This window comes from Kitasatospora sp. NPDC087314, assembly GCF_044744365.1.
Taxonomy (GTDB): domain Bacteria; phylum Actinomycetota; class Actinomycetes; order Streptomycetales; family Streptomycetaceae; genus Kitasatospora.
The window spans coordinates 53,090-72,695 of record NZ_JBIUYE010000008.1; the positions used below are offsets into that span (position 1 = coordinate 53,090).

Annotated in this window: 16 protein-coding genes; 15 read left to right on the top strand and 1 reads right to left on the bottom strand. The window is 71.4% G+C overall.

The window, feature by feature from the left end:
- Window positions 1–90 precede the first annotated feature (90 nt).
- The 15 genes from ACIO5E_RS18770 (at window position 91) to ACIO5E_RS18840 (ending at window position 18,258) form a co-directional block, all read left to right on the top strand.
- Window positions 91–1,281, top strand: coding sequence for a sensor histidine kinase (locus ACIO5E_RS18770; RefSeq protein ID WP_400669571.1), 1,191 nt, complete (start codon window positions 91–93; stop codon window positions 1,279–1,281).
- Between the two features lie 39 nt (window positions 1,282–1,320).
- Window positions 1,321–2,010: a response regulator gene (locus tag ACIO5E_RS18775; RefSeq protein ID WP_400668892.1), complete on the top strand. Its 690-nt coding sequence runs from the start codon at window positions 1,321–1,323 to the stop codon at window positions 2,008–2,010.
- A gap of 199 nt (window positions 2,011–2,209) precedes the next feature.
- Window positions 2,210–3,076, top strand: a complete 867-nt coding sequence (locus ACIO5E_RS18780) for a Rossmann-like and DUF2520 domain-containing protein (protein ID WP_400669572.1) — start codon at window positions 2,210–2,212, stop codon at window positions 3,074–3,076.
- A 145-nt stretch (window positions 3,077–3,221) separates the two neighbouring features.
- On the top strand, window positions 3,222–4,127 hold the full coding sequence (gene panC, locus ACIO5E_RS18785) for a pantoate--beta-alanine ligase (protein ID WP_400668895.1): 906 nt from the start codon (window positions 3,222–3,224) through the stop codon (window positions 4,125–4,127).
- 81 nt (window positions 4,128–4,208) lie between these two features.
- Entirely contained in the window at window positions 4,209–4,658 is a 450-nt protein-coding gene (gene panD / locus ACIO5E_RS18790) for an aspartate 1-decarboxylase (RefSeq protein WP_400668897.1), read from the top strand.
- 16 nt (window positions 4,659–4,674) lie between these two features.
- On the top strand, window positions 4,675–6,348 hold the full coding sequence (locus tag ACIO5E_RS18795; RefSeq protein ID WP_400668900.1) for an L-aspartate oxidase: 1,674 nt from the start codon (window positions 4,675–4,677) through the stop codon (window positions 6,346–6,348).
- A 4-nt stretch (window positions 6,349–6,352) separates the two neighbouring features.
- Window positions 6,353–7,324 (top strand): carboxylating nicotinate-nucleotide diphosphorylase, encoded by a 972-nt coding sequence (gene nadC / locus ACIO5E_RS18800; protein ID WP_400668902.1) that lies wholly within the window; start codon window positions 6,353–6,355, stop codon window positions 7,322–7,324.
- A 29-nt stretch (window positions 7,325–7,353) separates the two neighbouring features.
- Window positions 7,354–8,142, top strand: a complete 789-nt coding sequence (locus ACIO5E_RS18805; protein WP_280675500.1) for a type III pantothenate kinase — start codon at window positions 7,354–7,356, stop codon at window positions 8,140–8,142.
- A gap of 124 nt (window positions 8,143–8,266) precedes the next feature.
- Window positions 8,267–9,007: a hypothetical protein gene (locus ACIO5E_RS18810; RefSeq protein WP_400668906.1), complete on the top strand. Its 741-nt coding sequence runs from the start codon at window positions 8,267–8,269 to the stop codon at window positions 9,005–9,007.
- A gap of 94 nt (window positions 9,008–9,101) precedes the next feature.
- The gene (gene lysX / locus ACIO5E_RS18815) at window positions 9,102–10,658 is read left to right on the top strand and encodes a bifunctional lysylphosphatidylglycerol synthetase/lysine--tRNA ligase LysX (protein ID WP_400668909.1); all 1,557 of its coding nucleotides are present in this window, start codon (window positions 9,102–9,104) and stop codon (window positions 10,656–10,658) included.
- Between the two features lie 264 nt (window positions 10,659–10,922).
- Window positions 10,923–11,360 carry a BlaI/MecI/CopY family transcriptional regulator gene (locus ACIO5E_RS18820; protein ID WP_400668912.1) on the top strand — a complete coding sequence of 146 codons (438 nt, stop codon included), beginning with the start codon at window positions 10,923–10,925 and terminating at the stop codon, window positions 11,358–11,360.
- 10 nt (window positions 11,361–11,370) lie between these two features.
- Complete coding sequence (locus ACIO5E_RS18825; protein WP_400668914.1) at window positions 11,371–11,907, top strand: amino-acid N-acetyltransferase; 537 nt, start codon at window positions 11,371–11,373, stop codon at window positions 11,905–11,907.
- 91 nt (window positions 11,908–11,998) lie between these two features.
- Complete coding sequence (locus tag ACIO5E_RS18830) at window positions 11,999–12,349, top strand: Lsr2 family protein (RefSeq protein ID WP_400668916.1); 351 nt, start codon at window positions 11,999–12,001, stop codon at window positions 12,347–12,349.
- Window positions 12,350–13,038: 689 nt separating this feature from the next.
- On the top strand, window positions 13,039–15,558 hold the full coding sequence (locus ACIO5E_RS18835; RefSeq protein ID WP_280675510.1) for an ATP-dependent Clp protease ATP-binding subunit: 2,520 nt from the start codon (window positions 13,039–13,041) through the stop codon (window positions 15,556–15,558).
- A 342-nt stretch (window positions 15,559–15,900) separates the two neighbouring features.
- Window positions 15,901–18,258, top strand: coding sequence for an immune inhibitor A domain-containing protein (locus ACIO5E_RS18840; protein ID WP_400668920.1), 2,358 nt, complete (start codon window positions 15,901–15,903; stop codon window positions 18,256–18,258).
- A 141-nt stretch (window positions 18,259–18,399) separates the two neighbouring features.
- Here the strand turns inward: ACIO5E_RS18840 and ACIO5E_RS18845 are convergent, their stop codons facing one another.
- Window positions 18,400–19,572 (bottom strand): threonine aldolase family protein, encoded by a 1,173-nt coding sequence (locus tag ACIO5E_RS18845; RefSeq protein ID WP_400668923.1) that lies wholly within the window; start codon window positions 19,570–19,572, stop codon window positions 18,400–18,402.
- Window positions 19,573–19,606 lie beyond the last annotated feature (34 nt).

The following is a 19,606-nucleotide window of genomic DNA, read 5'->3' on the forward strand; positions in this document are numbered from 1 at the left end:
GGATCGCCCTACCGGCGGACCTGGGCACACCGCGTGACTGCCTACGCTGGAGTTGTGCATCGACTCAACGCCTGGCTCCGCCGTCACCCCATGGTGGTCGACGCCGCATGGGCGGCGATCGTGCTGTTCCTCGGCCTGCTGCCGAACGACAACTTCCCCGAGGGCTGGCGCTTCGACGCGCAGATCCTGATCGCGGTGCTGCTGCCGGCCCTGATGGTCGTCCGCCGACGCTTCCCCGACGTCACCGTGGCCGCCGCCACCGGGGTGGGACTGGGCCAGGTGGCCGCCGACGTCGACCCGGCCGCCTCCTCCCTCGCCTACCTGGTCTTCGCCTACACCGGCGCCGCCTTCGGCCAGAAGTGGACGTCCCGGCTGGCGCTGGTCGCCGGGCTGGCCGCCGGGCCGCTGGCGTTCTGGCGGATCCACCCGGAGAAGACCGTCCCCAGCGGCAACGGGGACTTCCACACCCGCCCGTACACCTTCAGCGAGGCGGCGGTCTACGCACTGCTGATGACCACCCCGTTCATCCTGTGCTGGGCGTGGGGCCGGCTGACCAGGGTGCGCCGCGCCTACCTGACCGAGCTGGAGGACCGCGCCGCCCGGCTGGAGCGCGAGCGGGACGCCCAGGCCAAGGTGGCGGTCGCCGCCGAGCGCGCCCGGATCGCCCGCGAGCTGCACGACGTCGTCGCGCACAACGTCTCGGTGATGATCGTCCAGGCCGACGGCGCCGCGTACGTGCTGGACAACTCGCCGCAGCAGGCGAAGGAGGCGCTCGGCACCATCGCGTCCACCGGCCGGCAGGCGCTGGTCGAGATGCGCCGTCTGCTGGGCGTGCTGCGCACCGCCGACACCACCGAGGAGTACGTGCCGCAGCCGGGCGTCGAGGAGCTGCCCGAGCTGCTGGAGCAGGTCCGCACGGCCGGGCTGCAGGTGGACTACGCGACCTCCGGGCATCCGCGCGAGCTGCCGCGCGGCGTCGAGCTGACGGTCTACCGGATCGTCCAGGAGGCGCTGACCAACGTCCGCAAGCACGGCGGCCCCGACGTGCACGCCCGGGTCGCGGTCGACTTCGGCGAGCGCGAGCTGGCCGTCCTGGTCGAGGACGACGGCCGCGGCAGCACCGACGAGCAGCTGGCCACCGGCGGTGTGGACGGCCTCGGCCACGGCCTGATCGGCATGCGCGAGCGGGTCGGCATGGTCAGCGGCAGCCTCGACGTGGGCCCCCGCCCCGGCGGCGGCTTCCGGATCCGTGCCGTCCTGCCGCTCAAGGCGGCCCACTAACCCCCCTCCGTCGCCCCGACGCCCCCCGAAGGAGCCACCTTGACCATCCGCGTGATGCTCGTCGACGACCAGGAACTGCTGCGCACCGGATTCCGGATGATCCTGCAGTCGCAGGGCGACATCGAGATCGCCGCCGAGGCGGGCGACGGCGCCCAGGCCCTGGAACGGCTGCGGCACACCCAGGTGGACGTGATCCTGATGGACGTCCGGATGCCGCGCCTGGACGGGGTGCAGGCCACCCGCCGGATCTGCCTGGCCGAGGACGGCAGCCCGCGGCCCGACGCCCCGCACGTGCTCATCCTGACCACCTTCGACCTGGACGAGTACGCCTTCGCCGCGCTCAAGGCCGGCGCCAGCGGCTTCCTGCTCAAGGACGTGCCGCCGACCGAGCTGGTGGCCGCGATCCGCGCGGTGCACGGCGGGGACGCCGTGGTCGCGCCGACCACCACCCGCCGCATGATCGACCGCTTCGCCGAGGTGCTGCCCACCCCGCAGAACGCGCCCGGCCAGGACGTCCTCGGCCCGCTGACCGAGCGCGAGCGGGAGGTGTTCCTGCTGGTCGCCCAGGGCCTGTCGAACGGCGAGATCGCGGCCCGGCTGGTGCTCTCCGAGGCCACCGTGAAGACCCACGTCGGCCGGATCCTGGCCAAGCTCGGCCTGCGCGACCGGGTCCAGGCCGTGGTGCTCGCCTACGAGGCCGGGCTGATCCGGGCCGGGGCGACGGACTGAGCACCCGTCGAGGACCGGCTGAGCGCCCGTAGAATGGCGCGGTACGTCCGGTACCCGAAGAGGACCGGAACGAGGAGTTAAGGACGAGGGCCGGGCCGTGAACACGTCCGACAGTGCCGACCGCGCCGCCTACGGCGACTTCGCCCCGCTCGCCGACGGCTTCGGCGACCCGGGCGACCCCGGCAACCGCCCGGCCCGGCTGGCCGTCGGCGTGGTCGGCACCGGCCGGGTCGGCCCGGCGCTGGGCGCCGCCCTGAAGCTCGCCGGGCACACCGTGGTCGCCGCCTCCGGGGTGTCCGCCACCTCCCGCCGCCGCGCCGAGGCGCTGCTGCCCGGGGTGCGGATCGTCACCCCGCCGCAGGTGCTGGCCGCCGCCGACCTGGTGCTGCTCACCGTGCCGGACGACGCGCTGGCCGACCTGGTGGCCGGCCTCGCCGCGACCGGCGCCGTCCGTCCCGGGCAGCTGCTGGTGCACACCTCCGGCGCGCACGGCGTCGGCATCCTGGAGCCCGCCACCCTGGCCGGGGCACTGCCGCTGGCGCTGCACCCGGCGATGACCTTCACCGGCACCTCCGTCGACCTGGACCGGCTGGCCGGCTGCCCGTTCGGGGTGACCGCCCCCGAGGAGCTGCGGCCGGTCGCCGAGGCGCTGGTGGTGGAGATGGGCGGCGAGCCGGAGTGGGTGCCGGAGGACGTCCGCCCGCTCTACCACACGGCCCTCGCGCACGGCTCGAACCACCTGGTCACCCTGGTCGCGCAGGCGATGGACCTGCTGCGCACCGCCGGCGTCGCCGAGCCCGGCCGGCTGCTCGGCCCGCTGCTCGGCGCCGCCCTGGACAACAGCCTGCGCTCCGGCGACGCGGCCCTCACCGGACCGGTCTCCCGGGGCGACGCGGGGACCGTACGGCGCCACCTGGCGCAGCTCAGTACGGTGTCCCCGGACATCCCGGCGGCCTACCGGGCGATGGCCCGCGCCACCGCCCAGCGGGCGGTGGCGAACGGAACCCTCTCGACCGACTCCGCGGCCGCCGTGCTGGACGCCCTCGACGAGGAGAAACGCCAGTGACTCCGCCCCGGCCGTGACCGGACTCCCCACCCGGCCGCCGGAGCGGCCTCATGACGGACAAGCCCGGCCCGGTGCGTCACCGCACGGGACGGAGCGCAACAAGGCGGCGGAACCTCGCGCAGCCGATGAGCGAAGGAGTGCAGGAATGGCGGGCAAGGCCCAGCGAAGCAAGCCCCAGCGGGCGCCGAAGGTCCACCGGGCCGTCGTCACCCACACCGTGGACGACTTCGAGGCCGCGTTCTGGCCGGACGAGCGACCGGTCGACAACGCCGTCGTGATGACCATGGGCGCGCTGCACGAGGGCCACGCCGCCCTGATCCGGGCCGCCCGCAAGCAGGTCGGCCAGGACGGCCGGGTGGCGGTGACGGTCTTCGTCAACCCGCTGCAGTTCGGCCCGGCCGAGGACCTGGAGCGCTACCCGCGCTCCCTGGACGAGGACGTGCGGCTGGCCGAGGAGAACGGCGCCGACGTGGTGTTCGCGCCCTCCGTCGACGAGGTGTACCCGAACGGCGAGCCGCAGGTGCGCCTGTCGGCCGGCCCGATGGGCGAGCGCTTCGAGGGCGCCACCCGCCCCGGCCACTTCGACGGCGTGCTGACGGTGGTGGCCAAGCTGCTGCACATCACCGACCCGGACTTCGCCTTCTTCGGCGAGAAGGACGCCCAGCAGCTGGCGGTCATCCAGCGGATGGTCGCCGACCTGGACTTCGACGTCGAGATCGTCGGGGTGCCGACCGCCCGCGAGGAGGACGGGCTGGCGCGCTCCTCTCGCAACCGCTACCTCTCCGCCGAGGAGCGCGAGCAGGCCCTCGTCCTCTCCAAGGCCCTGTTCGCCGGCCGGGACGCGGCCGCACAGGGCCCCAAGGCCGTCCGCGAGGCCGCCTCGGCGGTCCTGGACGCGGCCGAGGGTGTCACCCTTGACTACCTCGCCCTGATCGACCCGCACGACTTCACCGAGGCGGCGGAGGACTTCCAGGGCGAGGCGGTGCTGGCCGTCGCCGCGAAGGTGGGCACCACCCGCCTGATCGACAACGTCCGCATCATCGTCCGCTAGCCCGCCGGTCCGCAGGACCCCGTCCCCACCATCGTTCGGCAGCTCGTTCCCCAGGCATGCACTCACAGGAGGCGTGACCCCATGCTCCGCACCATGCTCAAGTCCAAGATCCACCGGGCCACCGTGACCCAGGCCGACCTGCACTACGTCGGCTCGGTCACGGTGGACGAGGACCTGCTCGACGCCGCCGACCTGCTCCCCGGCGAGCTGGTCCACATCGTCGACATCAACAACGGCGCCCGGCTGGAGACCTACACCATCGCCGGCCCGCGCGGCTCCGGCGTGATCGGCATCAACGGCGCCGCCGCCCGCCTGGTCCACCCCGGCGACCTCGTCATACTCATCGCCTACGGGCAGATGGACACGGCCGAGGCCAAGGGCTACGAGCCGCGGATCGTCTTCGTGGACGAGCGGAACCGGATCACCGGCCTGGGCGGCGACCCGGCCGAGGCCGCGGAGGGCACCGGACTGCTCCGCGGCGACAAGGCGTACGGTGACGGCAACGGCGCGGTCCCGACCGCCGCGCGCTGAAGGAGCCACTGACGTCATGTCCGCCACGCATCGCCTCACCGCCCCCGCCCCCGGCTGGACCGCCACCACCGACGTGGTCGTGGTCGGCTCCGGGGTGGCCGGTCTCACCGTCGCCCTCAACGTCCGCAAGGCCGGCCTGCGGGCCATGGTGGTCACCAAGGCGATGCTGGACGACGGCTCCACCCGCTGGGCCCAGGGCGGCATCGCGGCCGCCCTCGGCGAGGGCGACACCCCCGAACAGCACCTGGACGACACCCTGGTGGCCGGCGTCGGGCTCTGCGACGAGGAGGCCGTGCGCACCCTGGTCACCGAGGGCCCGGACGCCGTCCGCCGGCTGATCGCCGTCGGCGCCGCCTTCGACCGCGGTGCCCACGGCGAGATCCTGCTCACCCGCGAGGGCGGCCACCACCGCCGCCGGATCGCGCACGCCGGCGGGGACGCCACCGGCGCCGAGATATCGCGCGCCCTGGTCCAGGCGGTCCGCTCCGACCCGGGCATCGAGCTGATCGAGCACGCCCTCGTCCTCGACCTGCTCACCGACGCCGACGGGCACGCCGCCGGCCTCACCCTGCACGTGATGGGCGAGGGCCAGCGCGACGGCGTCGGCGCCGTCCGGGCCCGCGCGGTGGTGCTCTCCACCGGCGGCATGGGCCAGGTCTTCTCCGCCACCACCAACCCGGCGGTCTCCACCGGCGACGGCGTGGCGCTCGCGCTGCGCGCCGGGGCCGCCGTCACCGACCTGGAGTTCGTCCAGTTCCACCCGACCGTGCTCTGGCTCGGCCCGGAGGCCGAGGGCCAGCAGCCGCTGGTCTCCGAGGCGGTCCGCGGCGAGGGCGCCCACCTGGTGGACGCGCACGGCACCCGCTTCATGCTCGGGCAGCACGAGCTGGCCGAACTGGCCCCGCGGGACATCGTGACCAAGGCGATCACCCGGCAGATGCAGCTCCAGGGCGCCGATCACATGTACCTGGACGGGCGGCACTTCGGCGCCGAGATGTGGGAGCAGCGCTTCCCGACCATCCTCGCGTCCTGCCGCGCGCACGGCATCGACCCGGTCACCGAGCCCATCCCGATCGCCCCGGCCGCACACTACGCCTCCGGCGGCATCCGCACCGACCCGCACGGCCGCACCAGCGTCCCCGGCCTGTACGCCTGTGGCGAGGTCGCCTGCACCGGGGTGCACGGCGCCAACCGGCTGGCGTCCAACTCGCTGCTGGAGGGCCTGGTCTTCGCCGAGCGGATCGCCGCCGACCTCACCGGCCTGCACCGGTCCGGCGACCTGCCCGAGCGCGCCGTGGACGTCGCCGCCGCGCGCGCCGCCCAGCCGGTGCCGCTGCCCGCACCCGAGGCGCGCGCCGAGATCCAGCGGCTGATGTCGCGCGGCGCGGGCGTGCTGCGCTCGGCCGCGTCGATGGCCGGTACCGCCGCCGGGCTGGCCCTGCTCGCCGAGCAGGCGTACGCGCACGTCGCCGAGGAGAAGCCCGCCGACCCGCGGGTGGAGACCTGGGAGGCCGCCAACCTGCTGCTGGTCGCCACCGCGCTGGTCACGGCCGCCGCGCAGCGCCGGGAGACCCGCGGCTGCCACTGGCGCGAGGACTTCCCCGAGCGCGACGACGCCCACTGGCGGCGCCACCTGATCACCACCCTCACCGCCTCCGGCGACCCCGTCAGCACCCCTGAGGAGCAGTAGAACCATGACCCACTCCCACGAGGAACTCCCCCTGGCGGACGACCAGGGCGGCTGCGGCGACGGCTGCGCCTGCGGGGACGGCGAGGGCTACGAGACCGGCCTGGACCCGCAGCTGGCCGAGCTGCTGGAGCAGGCCGGACTGGACCCGATCGAGGTCGAGGACATCGCCACCCTGGCGCTGGCCGAGGACCTGGCCGGCGGCGAGGACGTCACCTCGGTGGCCACCGTGCCCGCCGAGGCCGTCGCCACCGCCGACTTCACCGCCCGCCAGGCCGGCGTGGTGGCCGGCCTGCGGGTCGCCGAGGCGGTCGTCTCGCTGGTCTGCGAGGAGGAGTTCGAGGTCGAGCGGCACGTCCAGGACGGCGACCGGGTCGAGGCCGGCCAGGTACTGCTCTCGGTCCGCTCCCGCACCCGCGACCTGCTCACCGCCGAGCGCAGCGCGCTCAACCTGCTCTGCCACCTGTCCGGCATCGCCACCGCGACCCGCGCCTGGGCGGACGCCCTGGAGGGCACCGGCGCCGTCGTCCGGGACACCCGCAAGACCACCCCGGGCCTGCGCTCGCTGGAGAAGTTCGCGGTGCGCTGCGGCGGCGGCGCCAACCACCGGATGGCGCTGTCCGACGCCGCCCTGGTCAAGGACAACCACGTGGTCGCGGCCGGCGGCGTGGCCGAGGCGTTCCGGGCCGTCAAGGCCGCCTACCCCGACCTGCCGGTCGAGGTCGAGGTCGACACCCTGGAGCAGATCCCGCCGGTGCTGGAGGCCGGCGCCGACCTGATCCTGCTGGACAACTTCCCCGTCCCGCAGCTCAAGGAGGCCGTCGAGCTGGTGTCCGGGCGGGCGAAGCTGGAGGCCTCCGGCGGTCTGACCCTGGCCACCGCGCGCGAGGTCGCCCAGACTGGTGTCGACTACCTGGCCGTGGGCGCGCTCACCCACTCCTCGCCGATCCTGGACATCGGCCTCGACCTGCGCGCCTGACCTTCGTCCCGACTCGCAGAAAGCGCCCCATGCTCCTCACCATCGACGTCGGCAACACCCAGACCACGCTCGGCCTGTTCGACGGCGAGGAAGTGGTCGAACACTGGCGGATCTCCACCGATCCGCGCCGCACGGCCGATGAGCTGGCGGTGCTGCTGCAGGGGCTGATGGGCAACCACACCGCGGTGCGGGAGGCCTCGGTGGAGGGCCTGGCGATCTGCTCGTCCGTTCCCGCCGTGCTCCACGAGCTCCGCGAGGTGACCCGCCGCTACTACGGCGACGTCCCCGCGGTGATCGTGGAGCCCGGCGTGAAGACCGGGGTGCACGTCCTGATGGACAACCCCAAGGAGGTCGGCGCCGACCGGATCGTCAACGCGCTGGCCGCCAACCACCTGTACGGCGGCCCGTGCATCGTGGTCGACTTCGGCACCGCCACCACCTTCGACGCCGTCAACGCCCGCGGCGACTACGTGGGCGGCGCGATCGCCCCCGGCATCGAGATCTCGGTGGAGGCGCTCGGCGTCCGCGGCGCCCAGCTGCGCAAGATCGAGCTGGCCCGGCCGCGCAACGTGATCGGCAAGAACACCGTCGAGGGCATGCAGTCCGGCATCCTGTACGGCTTCGCGGGCCAGGTCGACGGCCTGGTCGACCGGATGGCCAAGGAGCTCGCCAAGGACCCGGACGACGTCCAGGTGATCGCCACCGGCGGCCTGGCCCCGCTGGTCCTCGGCGAGGCCACCACCATCGACGTCCACGAGCCCTGGCTCACCCTGATCGGCCTGCGCCTGGTCTACGAGCGCAACCGCCCCACCACCTGAGCAGGCCTCAGGCCCCCTGCCCCGGGACGTCCTCCCACTCCCACGGCCGATTCCGCCGGGCCGAACGTGGGGCGTCGGCGCGACGTTACCGACAAATCGGATATTCCTCACGTAGTGTCAGCCCATGCCTACGCCACACGGATCGCGCGGCGGCATGGCCTTCAGCGCCGACGAAGTCCGCGTGCTGCGCCGTGCCCTCGCCCAAGCCCTCCACCCCGCCGTCCCCGTCCACCTCCAGGGGCCCGACCGTCCGGTGTTCGCCGGTCCGGGCGCCGAGCTGTGGGCGGAGGACGTCCAGGACGCGCTGCGTCTGACCGAGGCGATCGACGAGGCCGTTCGGGAGGGCGGCCGACTGCGCGCCTTCCTGCTCGCCGACCTCGGGCGCTACCGGGCCGCCCTGCCCGGCAGCGCCCCCGGCTACCTGGAGCGTCTGGAGGAGGCCGTGACCGACGGCTACCTGCCCGGCCCCGAGGACCTCACCGCGCTGCGCGGGCTGACCCGCCAGCCCTGCGGCCACAGCGAACGCGCCCGCCGCTCCCGGCTGGCCGGCCGCTGTCACGCGCTGGCCGAAGCCGCCGTCCGCGAGCGGCTCGCCCTCACCACCGGGCAGCACCGCCACCTCGTCGCCGTACCGAGCCCCGCCGCACCCCCGAGCAGTCTCCCCACCCCTCTTGGAGGACGGATCACGATGAGCAGCACCGACTCCCCCGCCGAGCGGCCCGCCGCCCCCCAGACCCCGCCCCGGACGCGCCGGATGCCCACCCCGGCCGAACTCTTCGGCCGCCGCCCCAAGCCCCCCACCCACCCCACGCCCCCCGCCACCCCGGCCCCCGACGACATCGAACTCGCCACCGGCACGGGCTGAGCCGCCCCCGCCCGTGAGGGGAGACCGCCGACGCGGTCTCCCCTCACGGTTATCCCGTGGCGGAGCACGGTGTGTGGCTGGCTACCCTTGTGGGGTGAGCGATCAGAGCCCCATCCCCGCGACCGACGACCTTCCCGAGCAGATGCGCGTCCGGCGCGAGAAGCTGGACCGGCTCCGGGCGGCCGGTGTCGACCCCTACCCGGTCGGATTCCCCCGCACCAGCACCATCGCTGACCTGCGCGCCAAGCACCCGGACCTGGAGCCCGACACCGCGACCGGCGAGCGGGCCGGCGTCACCGGCCGGGTGATCCTCTCCCGCACCGGCGGCAAGCTCTGCTTCGCCACGCTGCGCGACGGCACCGGCGACCTCCAGGTGATGTTCTCCCTGGACAAGCTGGGCGCGGAGCGGCTGGCGGCCTGGAAGGCGGACATCGACCTGGGCGACCAGGTCGGCGTCGAGGGCGAGGTGATCACCTCCAAGCGCGGCGAGCTGTCGGTGATGGTGGACCGCTGGGAGCTCACCGCCAAGTGCCTGCGCCCGCTGCCGGACAAGCACAAGGGCCTGACCGACCCGGAGGCCCGGGTCCGCCAGCGGTACGTCGACCTGATCGTCAACCCCGAGGCCCGCGAGATCCTGCACCTGCGCAGCAAGGTGGTCCGCTCGATCCGCCGCACCTACGAGGACCGCGGCTACATCGAGGTCGAGACCCCGATGCTGCAGCCGGTGCACGGCGGCGCCAACGCGCGCCCGTTCAAGACGCACATCAACGCGTACGACATCGACCTCTACATGCGCATCGCCCCCGAGCTGTACCTCAAGCGGCTGGTGGTCGGCGGCGCCGAGAAGGTCTTCGAGATCAACCGCAACTTCCGCAACGAGGGCGCGGACTCCACCCACAACCCGGAGTTCACCTCGCTGGAGTCGTACGAGGCGTACGGCGATTACGACACCCAGGCCGAGCTGATCCGCGAGACGATCGTGAACGCGGCCCGGGACGCGCTGGGCACCACGGTCATCAAGGGCGTGGACGCGCACGGCGTGGAGCACGAGATCGACCTGGCCGAGCCGTGGGAGGAGGTCTCCGTCTACCCGGGCATCTCCGCCCACCTGGGCGTCGAGGTCACTCCGGAGACCGGCGTCGAGGAGCTGCGCAAGCTGGCCTTCGACCACGGCATCCCGTTCGAGAAGGACTGGGGCCACGGCCAGATCGTGCTGGAGATGGTCGAGCGCCTGCTGGAGGAGAACGCCGTCCGGCCGACCTTCATCAAGGACTACCCGACCGAGGTCTCCCCGCTGACCCGCCAGCACCGCTCGGTGCCGGGCGTGGCCGAGAAGTGGGACCTGGTGATCTTCGGTACCGAGATCGGCACCGCCTACTCCGAGCTGGTCGACCCGGTCGAGCAGCGCGCCCGCCTGACCGCGCAGTCCCTGCTGGCGGCCGGCGGCGACGTCGAGGCGATGCAGATCGACGAGGACTTCCTGCGGGCCCTGGAGTACGCGATGCCGCCGACCGGTGGCCTCGGTCTCGGGGTGGACCGCCTGATCATGCTGCTGACCGGCAAGAACATCCGGGAGACCGTGCTCTTCCCGCTGGTGAAGCCGGAGGCGAAGGCTTCCGCCGTGACGGCGGAGAAGACCGAGGAGGAGTGACCTGATGGACTACGTCAGCGCGATCGTGCCGCCGCTGGTCATGGCGATCGGCTTCGGATTCCTGGTGCGGGCCATCATCCGCAGCCAGGGCGGAGCCCAGAAGGCCAAGGAAGACCTCGACTGACCCGCGAGCGAACCCGCGACTGACGCCGTCAGCCGCCCGAACGAACGGCGCGCCGCCATTCCCGATTCCGGGGGTGGCGGCGCGCCGGTTTGGCGCACTTCACAAGATTTGCCCCATTCACTCCCTATCCTGGCCGCACTATGGTCCGGCAACTCGGCGAACTTGAGAACGCCATCATGACCCGGGTGTGGCGGTGGAACCGACCGGTGACGGTTCGCGAGGTTCTCCTGGATCTGCAGTCGGAACGCGAAATCGCGTACACCACCGTGATGACCGTCCTGGACAAGCTCCACAGAAAGGGCTGGCTGCGCCGTGAGCGGGTCGGCCGGGCCTATCGATATGAACCGGTCTCGTCCCGCGAGGCGTACACCGCGGCGCTGATGAACGACGCGTGGGCCACCAGTGACAATCCGGCGGCGGCCCTGGTGCACTTCTTCGGCCTGATGTCCCCCGGGCAGCGCGAGGCACTCCGGGACGCCTTGCGGGTCTCCGCTCTGTTCCCGCCCGATCCGCCGCCCGCCGATTCCGCGGAGCCGGGGCCGGATACCGGGGAGACCGCGCCGGACGCGACGCGATAACGTCCCCGCCATGGAGGTCACCATCCGCCGTGCGCGGACCACGGACGTGCGGGCAGTGCGCGGGCTCATCGACGCCTACTCACGCGACGGCATTCTGCTCGACAAGCCCACAGTCACACTGTTCGAATCCGTCCAGGAGTTCTGGGTCGCGGAACGCGACGACACCGGCACGGTGGTGGCCTGCGGCGCCCTGCACGTGATGTGGGAGGACCTCGCCGAGGTCCGCACGCTCGCGGTCGATCCGTCCTGCCGGGGCTTCGGGGTCGGGCATCTGCTGCTGGACAAGCTACTGCAGACGGCGCGCTGGCTCGGCGTCCGTCGGATTTTCTGCTTGACGTTCGAGGTTCCGTTCTTCGCGAAACACGGTTTCGTCGAGATCGGTGAGCTTCAGGAAACCGATGATGGTACGACAGACCCGGCGGCGATCGCTACGGATGTCTATGAGGAACTTCTCCGCTCGTACGATGAAGGTGTCGCGGAGTTCCTTGACCTGGAGCGGGTGAAGCCCAACACACTGGGCAACTCGCGCATGCTGCTGCACCTCTGAGCCGCTCCGCGCCGGTCAAGGGTTTGTGTTTTCCGGAGAAAGGCGCTTTCCTTTCCTTAGGCAATGGGTCGTTTAGCGGAAAGGGAAGCCCGTGGCACAGAGGGTGCAGGTCATTCTTGAAGACGATCTCGACGGCGGTTCGGCGGACGAGACGGTGACGTTCGCGCTCGACGGCGTTGCCTACGAGATCGACCTGAAGAGCGCCAACGCGGACAAGCTTCGCGGTCTGCTGGCGCCGTACGTGGAGAAGGGCCGCAAGCAGAGCGGCCGGCTCGCAGGCGCCCGGCGCCCGGGCCGCGGCACCGCGCCGCGCCCCTCGGGCGGCGCGCCGGACACCGCGAAGATCCGCGCGTGGGCCAAGGAGCAGGGCATGGAGGTCAACGACCGCGGCCGGGTGCCGAGCAATGTGCGCCAGGCCTACGAGGACGCCAACGCGTCCTGACCCCGGCGCCGCCGGAACGCCCCTGCGGGTGCGGGGCCCCGGCGGCCGCACAGGGCGCCGACGACACACGCGCGGGGCGCGGAGGACTCTCCTCCGCGCCCCGCGGCACACACCCGCAGGGGCGCGGGGCCGCCGGGACCGGGGGCGTCCGGGGTGCGGGCTGGGGCGTCTCCACGCAGGCGGGGGTTTGAAGACAGGCCCTAGGACGGCGGAACAATCACAAGCTGTGCAACGCTGTAGAGGCGGAGCGGTAACGCCGACACCACCGGGTGGCGTACCGGCCGCCCCGGCCGCACTGAACGGCCGTTCCCGCGGCGCGACTTCTCGCCAGGCGAACACCGCCACCGCGGAAACTGCGCGAGAACCACCCCGATACCGGGTATGAATGCAGGTGGACGGGTTCGTCGACCCGTCCAGGGGCAGTATGCGTGACCGGCCGGAGACGGCCCGGCTCCGTCCCGGCGGCGCTTGTTCGCCGATGGCGTAGCGGTATCCGGTGCATCCGGGCCACCTGTGGGAACACCGTTTCCCAGCATCAGGTTGGGATTGGTGTCGGCTGGTCGCGCAGCATCTCGCTCCCGTACCGGGGAGTGAATCCGTGGGCCGCGCCGCTGAGCGGGACTAGCATGCGGAAGGACAGGGCGGGGACCGACCCCGAACTGCCCGACCGCTCTGAGGAGCGATAAACGATGTTCGAGAGGTTCACCGACCGCGCGCGGCGGGTTGTCGTCCTGGCTCAGGAAGAAGCCCGGATGCTCAACCACAACTACATCGGCACCGAGCACATCCTCCTGGGTCTGATCCACGAGGGCGAGGGTGTCGCCGCAAAGGCCCTGGAGAGCCTCGGGATTTCTCTTGAGGCCGTACGCCAGCAGGTCGAGGAGATCATCGGCCAGGGCCAGCAGGCCCCGTCCGGTCACATTCCCTTCACCCCCCGGGCGAAGAAGGTCCTGGAGCTGTCGCTCCGGGAGGCGCTGCAGCTCGGCCACAACTACATCGGCACCGAGCACATCCTGCTCGGCCTGATCCGCGAGGGCGAGGGCGTCGCCGCCCAGGTCCTGGTCAAGCTGGGTGCCGACCTCAACCGGGTGCGCCAGCAGGTCATCCAGCTGCTCTCCGGCTACCAGACCGGCGGCGGCAAGGAGTCGGCCACGGCCGGCGGTCCCGCCGAGGGCACCCCGTCGACCTCGCTGGTCCTGGACCAGTTCGGCCGCAACCTCACCCAGGCCGCCCGCGAGGCCAAGCTCGACCCGGTCATCGGGCGCGAGAAGGAGATCGAGCGGGTCATGCAGGTGCTGTCCCGCCGCACCAAGAACAACCCGGTCCTGATCGGCGAGCCCGGTGTGGGCAAGACCGCCGTGGTCGAGGGCCTGGCGCAGGCGATCGTCAAGGGCGAGGTCCCGGAGACGCTCAAGGACAAGCAGCTCTACACGCTGGACCTGGGCGCCCTGGTGGCCGGCTCGCGCTACCGCGGTGACTTCGAGGAGCGCCTGAAGAAGGTACTCAAGGAGATCCGCACCCGCGGCGACATCATCCTGTTCATCGACGAGCTGCACACCCTGGTCGGCGCGGGCGCCGCCGAGGGCGCCATCGACGCCGCCAGCATCCTCAAGCCCATGCTGGCCCGCGGCGAGCTGCAGACCATCGGTGCCACCACCCTGGACGAGTACCGCAAGCACCTGGAGAAGGACGCCGCGCTGGAGCGCCGCTTCCAGCCGATCCAGGTCGCCGAGCCGTCGCTGCCGCACACCATCGAGATCCTCAAGGGTCTGCGCGACCGCTACGAGGCCCACCACCGGGTCTCCATCACGGACGCCGCGCTGGTCGCCGCCGCCACCCTGGCCGACCGGTACATCTCGGACCGCTTCCTGCCGGACAAGGCGATCGACCTGATCGACGAGGCCGGCTCGCGAATGCGGATCCGTCGGATGACCGCGCCGCCGGACCTGCGCGAGTTCGACGAGAAGATCGCCGACGTGCGCCGCGAGAAGGAGAGCGCGATCGACGCGCAGGACTTCGAGAAGGCCGCGTCCCTGCGCGACGACGAGAAGCAGCTCCTGCAGGCCAAGGCCAAGCGCGAGAAGGAGTGGAAGGCCGGCGACATGGACGTCGTCGCGGAGGTCAACGAGGAGCTCATCGCCGAGGTCCTGGCCACCGCCACCGGCATCCCGGTCTTCAAGCTGACCGAGGAGGAGACCTCGCGTCTGCTGCGCATGGAGGACGAGCTGCACAAGCGCGTCATCGGCCAGAAGGACGCCATCAAGGCGCTCTCCCAGGCCATCCGGCGTACCCGTGCGGGCCTCAAGGACCCGAAGCGCCCCGGCGGCTCGTTCATCTTCGCCGGCCCGTCCGGTGTCGGTAAGACCGAGCTGTCCAAGACGCTCGCCGAGTTCCTCTTCGGGGACGAGGACGCGCTGATCGCGCTCGACATGTCCGAGTTCTCCGAGAAGCACACCGTCTCGCGGCTCTTCGGTTCGCCCCCCGGCTACGTGGGCTACGAGGAGGGCGGCCAGCTGACCGAGAAGGTCCGCCGCAAGCCGTTCTCGGTCGTCCTCTTCGACGAGGTCGAGAAGGCCCACCCGGACATCTTCAACTCGCTGCTGCAGATCCTGGAGGACGGTCGCCTGACCGACTCCCAGGGCCGCGTGGTCGACTTCAAGAACACCGTCATCATCATGACGACCAACCTCGGCACCCGGGACATCTCCAAGGGCTTCAACCTGGGCTTCGCGGCCACGGGTGACACCCAGAGCGGGTACGAGCGGATGAAGGCGAAGGTCGGCGACGAGCTCAAGCAGCACTTCCGCCCCGAGTTCCTGAACCGCGTCGACGACATCGTGGTGTTCCACCAGCTGTCGGAGGACGACATCATCCAGATCGTCGACCTGATGATCGACAAGGTGGACGAGCGGCTCAAGGACCGGGACATGGGCCTGGAGCTCAGCGTCGAGGCCAAGAAGCTGCTGGCCAAGCGCGGCTACGACCCGATCCTGGGTGCCCGTCCGCTGCGCCGCACGATCCAGCGCGAGATCGAGGACCACCTCTCCGAGAAGATCCTCTTCGGCGAGCTGCGGGCCGGCCACATCGTCGTCGTCGACGTCGAGGGTGAGGGCAAGGAGGCCAAGTTCACCTTCCGCGGTGAGGAGAAGTCGGCCGTCGCGGACACCCCGGCCGCGGTTGCCTCGTCCGGTCCGGACCTGACGAAGTAGCAACATTTAACAGACAACTTCACAGCCACCGAGCCCCCGGCGTCCGCGCCGGGGGCTCGGTGCGTTCCGGTCGCTCCGATCCGGGGTTCCCGCAGGCGGGGACGGGTGCCGCCGGGGGCTGGATGGTACGGGTGCGTCCCATTTCTCAGTAACCTTTAACGGACATCCTGTTGACATACGGTCAGCTGATGGGAAGTTGCGGAGGATAGCGCCGTGGCCATGTCATGGTCAAGGTCTATCTTTTCTGTCCACGCTTGTATCAAATGACGTCCACCTGTCTTTCATTTTGGTTTGCCGGGCTTTGGCCAAGAGCTGGCCCCGGTCGGGGAGGACGTCACAACGTTGAAGAACATCAGGAGAACCGCTGGGGCTGCCACGGCCGCGGCGGTCATAGTCACGCTCGGCGCGGGCCTGTTCCCGGCCACGGCCGTCGCAGCAGGCTCGGCTCCCGCGCCCCGGGACCCGGCCGACGCCGTCCAGTCCGCCAACATCGAGCACAACCTGCCGGGCCCGCTGACCGAGAAGGTCGAGGCCGAGCAGAAGGCCGCCACCGAGCAGCTGATCGCCGGCACCGCCCAGGTCGAGAACCACAACGGCAGCACCAGCATCAAGCTGGGCAAGGACAAGTACGTGGAGCTCGGCCGCGAGCGCACGGACAAGATCTTCACCATCCTGGTCGACTTCGGCGACCAGGTGGACAACACCACCAAGACCGCCGACGGCAAGGTCATGTACGGCGGTGAGCCCGGCCCGAAGCACAACGAGATCGAGAAGCCGGACCGCGCCAACGACAACTCGACCGCCTGGCAGGCCGACTACAACCAGCAGCACTTCCAGGACCTGTACTTCGCCAAGGACAAGCCCTCGCTGAAGACCTTCTACGAGAAGCAGTCCTCGGGCCGCTACTCGGTCGACGGCGTGGTCTCGGACTGGGTGCGGGTGCCGTGGAACGAGGCCCGGTACGGCTCGGACTACTGTGGCTCCAACGTCTGCGACAGCGCCCAGGACCTGATCCGCGACGCCGTGGACATCTGGTACAAGGACCAGCTGGCCAAGGGGCAGACCAAGGAGCAGGTCAAGGCCACCCTGGCGTCGTACGACCAGTGGGACCGCTACGGTTCGCACAACGACGGGAACTTCAACCAGCCCGACGGGTACATCGACCACTTCCAGATCGTGCACGCCGGTGAGGACAAGTCGGCCGGCGGCGGCAAGCAGGGCAGCAAGGCCCTGTGGGCGCACCGCTCGTACGCCTACGGCAACCTCAACGGCCAGGCGGGCCCGGCCGACAACAAGCTCGGCGGCGTCCAGGTCGGCGACTCCGGCTTCTGGATCGGCGACTACACGATGCAGCCCGAGAACGGCGGCCTCGGCGTCTTCGCCCACGAGTACGGCCACGACCTCGGTCTGCCGGACCTCTACGACACCGCCGGCACGGGCGTCGACAACTCGGTCGGCTTCTGGTCGCTGATGTCCTCCGGCTCCTGGCTCGGCGAGGGCAAGGGTGCCATCGGCGACATGCCGAACGACCTCGACGCCTGGAGCAAGCTCAAGCTCGGCTGGCTGAAGTTCGACAAGGCCAAGGCCGGCACCGAGTCGACCCACCACATCGGCCCGGTCGAGTACAACAGCAGCCTCCCGCAGGCGCTGGTCGTCGAGCTGCCGAAGAAGACCATCCCCACCGACATCAACAAGCCCGCCTCGGGCAAGAGCGAGTGGTGGAGCGGCAGTGCCGACAACCTGAACGTCACGCTCACCCGCGACGTCGACCTGACCGGCAAGACCAAGGCCAGCCTGAACGCCAAGGCCTGGTACGAGCTGGAGGCGAACTTCGACTACGCCTTCGCCGAGGTCTCCACCGACGGCGGCAGCAACTGGACCGCCCTGGACGGCACCTGGAACGGCCAGCCGCTCCCGAAGGATGCCAGCGGCCGCGCGGCCCTGTCCGGCCTCACCGCCGCCTGGGGCGACCTGTCCTTCCCGCTGGACGCCTACGCCGGCAAGGCCGTCAAGGTCCGCTTCCACAACACCACCGACTCGGGCCTGCACTACCGCGGCTTCGCCGTCGACGACATCTCGGTGACCGCCGACGGTTCGACGATCTTCAGCGACGACGTCGAGAACGGTGACAACGGCTGGGTGGCCAAGGGCTTCACCCGCTTCGCCGGCAGCTACACCAAGGACTACGGGCAGTACTACATCGCGGAGAACCGCCAGTACGTCTCCTTCGACCAGACCCTGAAGACCGGCCCGTACAACTTCGGCTGGGGCAACAGCCGGCCGAAGTGGGTCGAGTACTACCCGTACCAGCCCGGTCTGCTGATCTGGTTCTGGGACGAGTCGCAGCCCAACAACAACGTCAGCGCCCACAAGGGCCACGGTCTGATCCTGCCGATCGACTCGCACCCGACCCCGCTGAAGTGGAGCGACGGCACCCTGATGCGTCCGCGCATGCAGGGCTACGACTCGACCTTCGGCTCGCGCAAGGTCAGCGCGCTGTCGCTGCACAAGAACGGCGTCGAGACGGTCATCCCGAAGGCCAAGGGCGTCGACGAGTTCTCGGACCTGAAGGAGTACTGGTCCAGCGACAACCCGTACAGCAGCGTGATCGTCCCGAAGACGGGTACCAGCATCGAGGTCGAGAACGAGTCCTCGAACTACCTGGAGACCTGGATCCGGGTCCGCCCGGTCGACAACTGATCGGTCGAGCCCCGATCGATCGAGCACTGATCGGTCGAGCACTGATCGGTCGAGCACTGACGATCAACCTGTGACCAGGCGGTTCCGACCCGCCACGGCCGGCCCGTCCCCGCATCGCGCGGGGGCGGGCCGGCCGCTTCGTCAGGCCTTGGCGCCGCGGGCGGGCAACCGGTCCAGGAAGGCGGCGGCCGCCTCGACGACGTCGGCCGCCGTCCAGTCCAGCGCGGACGCGGTCACCGTGACCTCGGTCATCGCCAGGCCCGGCAGGTCGCGCTCTCGCCAGCCGCCGAACAGGCCGACCCCGGTCTCCTCGGCCAGCCCGAGCCCGGCCTCGTCCAACTCCTCGGCGGCGTACGGCAACCAGACCTGGAACTGGTGGGTGTGCGGCGGAGCCGGGTGCACCCGGGCGCCGGGCACCGCCGCGAAGGCCGCCTCCAGTGCCTCGGCGACCGTCCTGGCGTGCGCCACGTACCGCTCCAGCAGCGGGAGTTGGCCGTCCAGACCGGCCAGCGCGGCGAGTGCCGCCGGCCACTGCTGGTAGAGCTGGCCGCCGTACCGGTGCCGCCAGGCCTTGGCGGTGCGGACGAAGCCCCCCGAGCCGGCCAGCGCGGCGCCGCTGATGCCGCCGAGCGTCTTGTAGAAGGAGACGTAGACCGAGTCGGCCAGCGCGGTGATCTCCGGCAGCGAGTGGCCGAGGCGGAACACCGACTCCCAGATCCGCGCGCCGTCCAGGTGCAGGGCGGCGCCGCACTCCTCTCGGACCACCCCGGACAGGGCCGCCAGCTCCGCCCAGTCGGGCAGCACGAACCCGGCCTCGCGCAGCGGCAGCTCCAGGCTGAGCGCGGCGTACGGCTCGTCGAAGGAACGCAGCTCCGCGGCGGTGGGCTGGCGCGGGGCCGTGGTCGGCCAGACGCTGCGCAGGCCGGTCAGCACGCCGAGTGCGTGCCGCTCGTGCTGGTCGGTGTGGGCCTGCGGGTGGGTGGCGACGGTGCGCAGCCCGGCCGCCTCGGCGTGGATCCGCAGGGCGACCTGCTGGGCCATCGTGCCGGTGGGGAAGAAGGCCGCGTCCTCGGCGCCGAGCAGTTCGGCGACCCGTCGTTCCAGGGTGCGGACCACGCCGTCACCGTAGTGGTCCGGGCGCTGGTCCAGATCGTGGTCGCCGCCCTCCCCCGCGAGGGCGGCGAGGCGTTCGCGCATGCTCTGCGGCCGGTCGCCGGACAGGATCCGCTCGCAGCCGCGCAGGGCGGCGAAGCGGCGGTCCGGCAGGCTCGGGCGGTCATTGCCGTCGAGGTCTTCACTCCTGTTGCCATACATGCGTCGATGGTCCCGCAGCGGGCCCGCCAGGTCA

Bases quoted from the DNA above. Each gene is read 5' to 3' on its own strand.
- ACIO5E_RS18810 (WP_400668906.1), top strand. From the start codon at position 8,267: ATGCCTACGCCACACGGATCGCGCGGCGGCATGGCCTTCAGCGCCGAC.
- ACIO5E_RS18795 (WP_400668900.1), top strand. From the start codon at position 4,675: ATGTCCGCCACGCATCGCCTCACCGCCCCCGCCCCCGGCTGGACCGCC.
- nadC (WP_400668902.1), top strand. From the start codon at position 6,353: ATGACCCACTCCCACGAGGAACTCCCCCTGGCGGACGACCAGGGCGGC.
- panC (WP_400668895.1), top strand. From the start codon at position 3,222: ATGGCGGGCAAGGCCCAGCGAAGCAAGCCCCAGCGGGCGCCGAAGGTC.
- ACIO5E_RS18825 (WP_400668914.1), top strand. From the start codon at position 11,371: ATGGAGGTCACCATCCGCCGTGCGCGGACCACGGACGTGCGGGCAGTG.
- ACIO5E_RS18805 (WP_280675500.1), top strand. From the start codon at position 7,354: ATGCTCCTCACCATCGACGTCGGCAACACCCAGACCACGCTCGGCCTG.
- ACIO5E_RS18845 (WP_400668923.1), bottom strand. From the start codon at position 19,572: ATGTATGGCAACAGGAGTGAAGACCTCGACGGCAATGACCGCCCGAGC.
- panD (WP_400668897.1), top strand. From the start codon at position 4,209: ATGCTCCGCACCATGCTCAAGTCCAAGATCCACCGGGCCACCGTGACC.
- ACIO5E_RS18835 (WP_280675510.1), top strand. From the start codon at position 13,039: ATGTTCGAGAGGTTCACCGACCGCGCGCGGCGGGTTGTCGTCCTGGCT.
- ACIO5E_RS18770 (WP_400669571.1), top strand. From the start codon at position 91: ATGGTGGTCGACGCCGCATGGGCGGCGATCGTGCTGTTCCTCGGCCTG.
- ACIO5E_RS18820 (WP_400668912.1), top strand. From the start codon at position 10,923: ATGGTCCGGCAACTCGGCGAACTTGAGAACGCCATCATGACCCGGGTG.